Source organism: Anaerocolumna jejuensis DSM 15929 (genome assembly GCF_900142215.1).
Lineage (GTDB): Bacteria > Bacillota > Clostridia > Lachnospirales > Lachnospiraceae > Anaerocolumna > Anaerocolumna jejuensis.
Genome location: NZ_FRAC01000046.1, coordinates 19,634 through 28,361, shown reverse-complemented (window position 1 = coordinate 28,361; position 8,728 = coordinate 19,634). Strand labels below are relative to the sequence as shown.

9 protein-coding genes are annotated in these 8,728 nt (G+C 41.1%); all 9 read right to left on the bottom strand.

From position 1 onward, the window contains the following. Nucleotides 1–257, bottom strand: a 257-nt coding sequence (locus BUB77_RS27655; RefSeq protein WP_139241239.1) for a hypothetical protein, incomplete at its 3' end; no start/stop codon positions are given. Between the two features lie 23 nt (nt 258–280). Then, on the bottom strand, nt 281–1,021 hold the full coding sequence (locus tag BUB77_RS27650; protein ID WP_073280412.1) for a hypothetical protein: 741 nt from the start codon (nt 1,019–1,021) through the stop codon (nt 281–283). 100 nt (nt 1,022–1,121) lie between these two features. Further along, the gene (locus BUB77_RS27645) at nt 1,122–1,760 is read right to left on the bottom strand and encodes a hypothetical protein (RefSeq protein WP_073280411.1); all 639 of its coding nucleotides are present in this window, start codon (nt 1,758–1,760) and stop codon (nt 1,122–1,124) included. Between the two features lie 330 nt (nt 1,761–2,090). After that, the gene (locus BUB77_RS27640) at nt 2,091–2,870 is read right to left on the bottom strand and encodes a hypothetical protein (protein ID WP_073280410.1); all 780 of its coding nucleotides are present in this window, start codon (nt 2,868–2,870) and stop codon (nt 2,091–2,093) included. A gap of 52 nt (nt 2,871–2,922) precedes the next feature. Continuing rightward, nucleotides 2,923–4,401 carry a DUF4280 domain-containing protein gene (locus BUB77_RS27635; protein ID WP_073280409.1) on the bottom strand — a complete coding sequence of 493 codons (1,479 nt, stop codon included), beginning with the start codon at nt 4,399–4,401 and terminating at the stop codon, nt 2,923–2,925. Then, on the bottom strand, nt 4,402–4,929 hold the full coding sequence (locus tag BUB77_RS27630; protein ID WP_073280408.1) for an imm11 family protein: 528 nt from the start codon (nt 4,927–4,929) through the stop codon (nt 4,402–4,404). A 3-nt stretch (nt 4,930–4,932) separates the two neighbouring features. Continuing rightward, entirely contained in the window at nt 4,933–6,126 is a 1,194-nt protein-coding gene (locus BUB77_RS27625; RefSeq protein WP_073280407.1) for a pentapeptide repeat-containing protein, read from the bottom strand. Between the two features lie 12 nt (nt 6,127–6,138). After that, complete coding sequence (locus BUB77_RS27620; protein WP_073280406.1) at nt 6,139–7,575, bottom strand: phage baseplate assembly protein V; 1,437 nt, start codon at nt 7,573–7,575, stop codon at nt 6,139–6,141. After that, nucleotides 7,572–8,207: a hypothetical protein gene (locus BUB77_RS27615; protein ID WP_073280405.1), complete on the bottom strand. Its 636-nt coding sequence runs from the start codon at nt 8,205–8,207 to the stop codon at nt 7,572–7,574. The genes BUB77_RS27620 and BUB77_RS27615 overlap by 4 nt, the downstream gene beginning before the upstream one ends. Nucleotides 8,208–8,728: the final 521 nt, after the last annotated feature.

Sequence of the window (8,728 nt, the reverse complement as noted above, 5' to 3'; positions counted from 1 at the left end):
TGGTTTTCTTTTCGAAGCTGAATGGCAGTGCAGACGCCCGAAAAAATACAGGCTCCTTCCCTGTCCAGAATCTGTATCCTGCTCCCCTGGTAACGCAAAGCATCCATGGACTCCATTTGCTTCCCGGAAAGAAAGCGCAGGGAAAGAATTCCATGTTCATTGGCCTGCTCCACGATATGAATATCTTTTATGTACAGTGCTTCCATTTCTGACTGCAGCACAAGCTGCCCTAATCCCGTCATTTCCTCTTTTGCCATACTATCTCCCTCCTTGTATGTTATTATCGGTGCCGTATCTTATCCGCTGCCATGAGTATTGCGAAGGAAAGGATAAAGAATACAACTGCTGAGATTCCAAATCGGATTATAAATAAAGTGAACTCATGCTCATTGTTCCATTCATTGTCTACGGCATACAGCACATAATCGGTGGAAGCCCCATACTTGCCGCATATCTCTTTGAGGTAGCTTCTCGCTTCCTTCCCCGTGTTTTTTTGTATTCCAAGAGGAAGGGTAACTGTCTCGCCCCTCTCTATGGCCTTACGGTATGTATCGCTAAACTGTGCCAGGATATAGGTATCATCCGGCAGCTGAATCAGATAATATTCAATATAATCAGAGACTGCCAGAATGGCACTGTCAGTAGCCTCGGCGGCTTTCCTTCCCGTACGGTAGATTCTTCCGCTGTTATTCCTACCGTTTGTGATTTCATAGGGATTAAGCCATGGCTTTAAGCTGTATACCCCGGTTTTTATGACTTTTTTAGGAATTGCACTTTCGTACTGTGTTCCAATCATATCTTCCAGCTCCTTGCTCCCTGAAAGCTTTGGAACATCTTCTCCTGCTGTTTTACCGGTGTAAGCTCCGTTATCACCTGCCGGGATTTCTGCCAGCTTTACCGGCTTTCCTTCCTTTTTTATCCACCCTTCCGGGTTAAGCTTTGCAAAAAGGAAGAACGCAGGTACCAGGCAAACAGCAACTGTTATAAGCGGTAATATCCCTATCTTTCCATTGTCACGCATAAACTCCTCCTAATTATCCGGTTCCTTGGCGGAACCATACTCCCTCACCAACTGTTTATTTCATTACGCATCAATGATGCTTCTATTATAATTAAGCTTTCTAAGGCCAGTAAGTAGCCCCTTCCGGCTGTTGTCCTGTTCCGCTAATAAAATAGGAGTAATAGGATATGCCGGTTTTTCCGGTATCATTTATTTCAATACTCATTAACACGCCAATCAGGGGACCGCTATAATTATAGACAGTCATACCTTTGATGTGCTTCCTTTTTTTATCCCATTGAGATATGACCATGTAATTACTGTTTTTCCAGTTTATAAAATAAACTTTCCCATTCCCTTTTGCACGTAATGCCGGCCCATATACTCCCTTATTGTTCCATTGCGGGAAATAGTATACCAGTATTTCCTTTCCCTCTTCTGCCGGATGTTTTATGACTATATCATTTCCGTTATCCGAAAAATTCACCTTGTACCATTTATCCTTATTTTGACCTGTAGTTTTTCGATAATTATCCAGATTTCCATTGGTATCACGTTTTATAATTTTCTCTGTCTCTTTCTCATTTAAAACCGCATAATTTGCTGATATTTTCTTTAATCCTTTTTCAACATTTCCGGCTCTTAACAGCTTTTCCAAATAACTGATCAAATCCGCCGCAAACTGGTCCGACTGGTCCTCTTCTTTTTTAAAATAAGCATCCTCTTCAAAGTCCGGATAATCCTCTGTCTCTATAGCCATTTTATCCTCTGCCTTCGGCAATGTGATCAAATGCATTTTTGAATTACTAATTAGTACACTTCCCACAAGCAAAGTGCCTATGACTATTATCAGTAAGCTTCGTTTCATTTCATATGATGCGTTATTACTCCAGCACATTTCCTTTCTTTATAATCCGATTAAGACATTTCTTGAAGTTATGATACTTGATTATTTATGTAGTTTTGAAAAACGATAAATAGATTGTCTGCTTTGGTATCATACAAAAATCCGGTAATCATTAATGTACGTTCATTTTTACCTCATCTAAAAAGTCAAATACGAGTATTTATTATCAATTAAAATTCTGGCTTAAGGCCAATAGGTTGCCCCTCCGTCCGGTTCTTGTCCTGTTCCTGTCATAAAATACAAATAATAAGAAACATCAGTTTTTTTATCTCTATTTATTTCAATACGCATCAACGAGCCGATATAAATACTACTGTTGTAATTATAAATAGTAATGCCTTTTATCGTATCTCTTTTTGGATTCTTATCAGTTATCGCCATATAATTATTATTTTTCCAGCTTATAAAATAAACATCTCCATTCCCCTTAGAACGTAATGCCATGTCGTAGCCGACTTCATACCACGTTGGAAAAAAGTAAAAAATAGCTTCGTTTCCTTTTGGATGTTTTATAACAATATCGTTTCCAATCTCTGAAAGATTCACTTGATACCATTCATCAAGCTTTTGACCTTCCGTCATTTGATAACTTCTTAACATCTTATTCGTATCTTTCTTCATAGCCTTTTCTTTCTCTTTTTTATTTAAAATTATGTAATCAGATGATATTTTTTTTAGTCCTTTTTCAAGGGTACCAGCTTTTAGATGCTTCTTTAAGTAGTCCGCCAAACCTGTTGCAAACTCATCCGACAAGTTTTCTTCTTTTGTAAAATATACATTTTCTCTAAAATCATCATAATATTCTGTCTTTGCAGTCTCTTCCTTTGCCTCTGTCAAGGGGGTAGTTTTCGCTTTTAAACTATTTAATAGTAGGACAATTACTATCAGAGAACCAATAAGTGTTATATGTATGACCCGCTTCATTTTTTCATATATAATGTATTTGTAAAGAATCAAATACATATACTTTCCTTTCCTTTTAATTTGGTTTATAATTCTGTCTATGCATATTTTACTAATTGATTGTTATATTTTTATTTCGGTGTATCTTTGGACTCATAAGTTTTTTAGCATTTTCCCAATCTTCAGACCGTTCTTTCCAACCGTTAGGTGCATTGGCAGAATCTCCAGCAAAATCTACCATGTACTTTACCTCTTTAACCGTTTTCCCATTCTTTTCCTTGGACTCAATTATAGAATATGGTGAAATGGTTTTAGAAGCTTCACATATTTCTTGGAGGCGAAATGTTTTCCATCTTTCACCATTCGTATAATATTGAGATACAAGGAATACATTATCCGAGTCATAGTTGGCAAAGGTTTTTACATACTTATTAATTGATATATGTTCATATTTACTTTTACTATAATAATATGTACACTTGCTATTATTTTTCGCCCAGAACCATGTTGCAGATTCAACAGAATAGTTATTTGCTATAAAAGTAGTTGCATCCTTACTACAAGTAGTTTTCTTACCATCCCTTCCGAAAGCATTAATATATTGATTAATTTCAACTTTTTTAGGATCATTCTCCGATAAGCCTTTTCGTAAATTTTCCAGAAATTTTTTCTGTGTATCACCTGTTACCTGTATTAAACCAGCTCCCCTTGTATTTTTTGTATAAGATTTATCAAGTAGGTACGTGTCCGTATATTTTTCTGTCGTTGTTGTTCCATAGCCAGACTCTACACCTAATGTACATAAAAACATAAGAACGCTTTTTTCATCCGTTATACCTGCCGCATACATGGATTTTTTAAGATCATCCATCACTGATGTGCCACACTTCTTCTTTAATTCCTCGATATTCCAACGGCTATTAATCTTTTTTAAGGTTTCTTCATTGACATATTTATCAATAAATGCTGTAGCTTCTGCTGGCATCACTCCCGTCATTTCAGTTTTTGGGAATACTGAAGCATTTGCCCCAACAGCTGTCATTTGCAGTGTCCTTGCAGCTTCCACTGGAACAGCTTTGGATTCAACGTCATATTCCATTTGCTCTTCCTGCTCTGTGGCCGCTTCCTCCTCCACCGGAACAATCGTAATGATCCCGCCAAATTTGCAGGCACACTGGCTTTCCATCGTAAGGGCAGGCGCTCCGTCCACCATATGGTCCCGGCTGGTAAAAATCCACGGAAGGGGTGTATCCAGCTCGCATTTATTGGAGGAGAAGGTTTCCTTTACACTGACAACTGCTTTTGTAACAGTCTTTGCAATTCCCTTTCCCCACCTGGTAAAGAAGCCGTCACCCTCTTCCGCCTTGTATTTTTCATCTGCCTGCTTCTTGGCTTCCTCAAAAACAGCTTTTGAATTGCAGTCTCCAAAGTGTGTCAGGTTCACATCCTTTACATGGTCATTGGCATTCAGAACAGGCTGTCCCTGATAAACCACCCCATGCCCCTTATCCGTACTGATATAATTATCCATGGTTCCTTCGCTGCATTTTGCTTTCATCCCATATACTACATAATCTTTCCCCTCAGCCATTCAGACCACCTTGACCTTTCGCAATCCGATTCCGTAAAGCCTCCTCCTAAGCAGGCTTTCTGCAACCGGCAGTGAAACAATAATCTTATATTCCAGCAATCCGGCCACACGGAAAATATCCAGTCCCCTTATCTTCTTTCTGTCCAGCACCAGCTCCTTTAACATCCCGTTGTCATATTTTCCGCTGCTCTCATGCATACACTCAGGCATGGGAAAGTCTGCCACCCAGTACAAAGGGCTTTTGGTATTTTCACCGGCTGTAGAAAAAAGCTGTACTCCCTTATATTCAATACTTTTATCATATAATTCAAACAGTCTTTTTATTTCATTGGAAATGAGATAGGTTGGCTCCTTCAGGATATCACAGACTTCCTCCGTATCCCGTCCGCTGTAATATGCCACCTTTAATTTATCCAGTGCCGAGAAATCCTCTTCCTTCATGGAATAGCTGTACTGGTTTTTGTCAAGGCCCATCAGCTCCACCGCATTTTCTACCTTTTCACTTTGAAACAACTCAAAATAGTCCATGCCCTACTCCTCCTGTAAATCTGCCCATAGGATACCCTCCTGCTCCAAAAAGCCGGAATTCTCTGTCCTGCTGTCTTTTATTACGACCTTTTCCAGATCACAATCCCCTACGGAGCACTCAGAAAGGCCGCAGCCGATAAACCGGCAGTCCTCCAGACTGCAGCGGTAGAACTCCGCCGGTTCATAGTATTCTGCTGTCAGTTCATAGTTTTCCGCTGTCGGTTCATAGTGTTCCGCTGTCAGTTCATAGTTTTCCGACGTCGGTTCATAGTTTTCCAATGTCGGTTCATAGTTTTCCGACATCTCGGCTTTAAGGTCTTCCGCCAAAAATTCCACCTGCTCCCAGACAGAATTTTTGATGGTGCAGTCCAGAAACAGGCAGCCTGCCATTTCCGTGTTCCGGAATACCGTATTTTCAAAAACACAGCCGGCAAACATGCTGTCATTCAACCTGCAGTTTTCTATTACAGTATCCTTAAAGGTACAGTCCAGAAATCTGGCATTATCCACCTTCAGGCCCGAGAACACCTTGTCCTGATAGTAAATGGCAGAAAACCTGCGAAAGGAAAGCAGGGTATTTCTATCACAGTTAAAGATATCCACCTCCGGGAGAAGGGCATAAAGAGTTTTCTGCCAGTCCATGTACTCTCCCATCTGGATAACAAAGCTGTCTTCTTTTTTTATTTTAGCCAATTCCCTAAAATCCAGGATATCGGGGGCAATATACCGGAACCGGCTGGAAAAGTAGTACAGAAGGCTTCTCACCGCACGAAGCTTTAGTACCTCCAGCTCTGCCGGACGGATAAAACGTCGGATACTTTCCCTTACCGTATATTCTTCCAGCTCCTGCCTGAATTCTTCAAAATAAACTCCCAGCCATGGGGCGGATATTTCCTCTGTCAGAATACTTTCCGAACTAAGCCGCCCGCCTTCTCCATAGGTATCAATGCGGAATTTCGGCTCTCCGGACAGCAGGGAGGTATACAAAAAGGAAAAATGCAGCTCCGATACTTCCGGTGCCAGCTTTTCCTTTTGCAGCCCTTCCAGCTCTGACAGATAGTTCTTTATTCCGTCCTTCCATTCTTTTATGATTTCCTCCTGTTGCTCCTCAAAGGCTTCAATGGTCTTATCCGCTAATTTTAAAAAGGCCCTGGGGTAAAAGGTTTCCTCAAACATCGTGGTACAACTGTCTGCCATTGCTCAATCCCCCTAATTAATCAGTACCTGGCTCGCCGCCAGCGTAGCCGAATTTTCCGTCAAATCAAGATATGCACCTTCCGTACCTATTACGATTTGGTTTTTTGCCACTATTTGTACCTCGGAAGAGGAGTTGATTTTGATATTGGCATCAGAAGATATGCTGATATCTTTATCCGAATGAATCTCGATTCCCTTTTCATCCGTTAAATTAATATATATCTTTCCGGATTTTCCTATGATATACATTCCCTCATCCGTAAGAAGTATTTCCTTTCCTCCCGGTGCTTTCCAGCTCTTATGCTTGGGATTGGCCGGAGGTGTAGCGCAGACAGAGCTTGCGGCAAAGGCGTCCCCTTCATTACCTGACGGGAAGAACACACGCACCTCATCCCCTACTTCCGGCATACAGTACCAGCCGCTTCCATCACTGGAAGAATACGCTGTCGAATAGGGAAACCACCAGTTTCCCCCTCCGTCATAACCACCGTCCACATCCGTAAGATGTGCCTGTACCTTATCTCCGGATACAGCCATAACCTTTCCCCGCATCATCTTACCGGAGGCCTGGACATTGGGTGTGGAAGGAGCTGCAATCCCGGCGAATCCGCCTCCTGCTCCCGCGGACGCACCCCCTCCGCCTCCTGCCGATGTGCCTCCTCCGGCTAACATTCCATAGGTCATGGTCAGAATTCCATCCTGGAGGCAGGCCTGTACGCTCTTTATCCTTCCTGTCTTTCCTCCAAAGGAAATCTGGTCCCCCACATAGCCATATTCATAGCTCTCTATCTGCTCTCCGCCAAAATCCTGGGGCAGCGCACCGGTGCTCATCTGTGCATAGGCTCCGGTATCACTTCCGTAAGAATAGGCTGTCTTATTGATTGTAATGGACTTGCTTGCAGGAGGCAGTCCCATGTATATCTGAGGCCGGGGAGAAGAAATATTGGAAACCAGCGGTGCATTCAGCTTTGCCGCCATACGCTTTGCAAATTCCCAATCGGTTTCATTATATTTCATAATAAGGCTTCCAATTGCCTTATCGGAAACCATCATATGTAAATCCCCTTTGTCGGATATATCTCCCGCAATAATCTGTCCGTAAGTCTTTGCCGTATTCTGATAGGTCTTATTCTTTTTCTCCATATCCAGTAAGCGGCTCATGGAATACAGCTGTAAGGTCACTTTGCTGTATTCTGTTTCCTGCTGCAGGGAGACATTGTGAACGCAGCCATAAAAAAGATTGGAGGGCTGTCCCTCTGCTTTTGTGGTGATGGATACCATCATTTTCTCATCCACACGCTTTAAGAAATCCTGGGCCGTAGCCGGGTCCAGCTCCCCGGTTACCTGTGCATGGCCATGGTCATTGACTGTATGGCTAATGAGAATCTGTACGATTTTACGAAAGGGAAAACCATTAACTGTAATATCCCCATAAGAAATTGTATTCATCCTTCTTCCTCCTTCCTAGAATCTTCAATGAACCGGAAGGATTCCAGCATCTCTTTGGCTATTTTCTTATACCGGTCCAGATACCGGTAATTAAAATTAAGGAAGCCTATCAATACCTTACCGTTTAAGGAGCTGTAGAACATCACATTATAGATGGTATCCGTAATCGTATGAGAGACCAGTTCCAGACTTGAAACCGTATGATACCCCGTCTTTCTTACCTTCTCGGAATAAACCGTAACCTTCGGGCCGGATTTTTCCAGAATCATCCTTGCAATCTTTACAAAATCCCCCATATATTCATTTGGCACCTCATTGTCTGTATAATGGAACCCCAAGGAAAGATTCAAATAAGCATTGCCATAGACCACGTCCGGCTTATTTCCTAACAAATAGACTGCGTTAATTTCCTCCTGTGTAAGCTCCCTGAAGTCCTCCGGCATCCAGATGGCTATTCTGTCATCCAGCAGACTCCTTTCTGCAAAGGATACCGGAATTTTATGAATTTCAATCTGCCCGTCAAAAATGGAACTTTGATTTTCCTTTTCAATGTTATCCTTATCAAAACGCTGCTTTTCAAACTCTTCCATCATTTCTCTTTGCTTTAAAATCTTCTCATCTACATGCTCCATATGAAATCCTTATCCTCCTATTAATTTATTCGGGTATATTTGTAAAATGCATTATAGGGAATTTTTATAAATTATTGCCATTTTATTGTCTTATATAATACGACAAAATCACCCCATAGTCCACATTTTTTTTACCAATTATTTCTTATTTCCTATATCAGTCTGTTATAGTCCATCCTCTTTATCCATTGCATATCAGTTAATATTCGGAAAAAAAATTTAATCTGTAAGAAACACAGCTGAGAAATACAGTGGATTTATTTGAGCTTAGCGAGTTTGTAGCTGTTTTGATTAATTTTTTCAATTTATAGTGGAATAAAGGTTTTTGAATAGTGAAGCCTGAACTAATCCTTGTTACTGCCTTACACAAGACAGTACCTGTCCCCATTCCTTTCTATTAACTGGTTTTATGCTTTTGCCGGTTACAGTTCAACCTATCTATTCGCGGAATTTTTATATAAAACACAGATGGTCTCTGGTTCCAAAGACTTAAATCCAAAAAGTCTGAACTTTAACATATT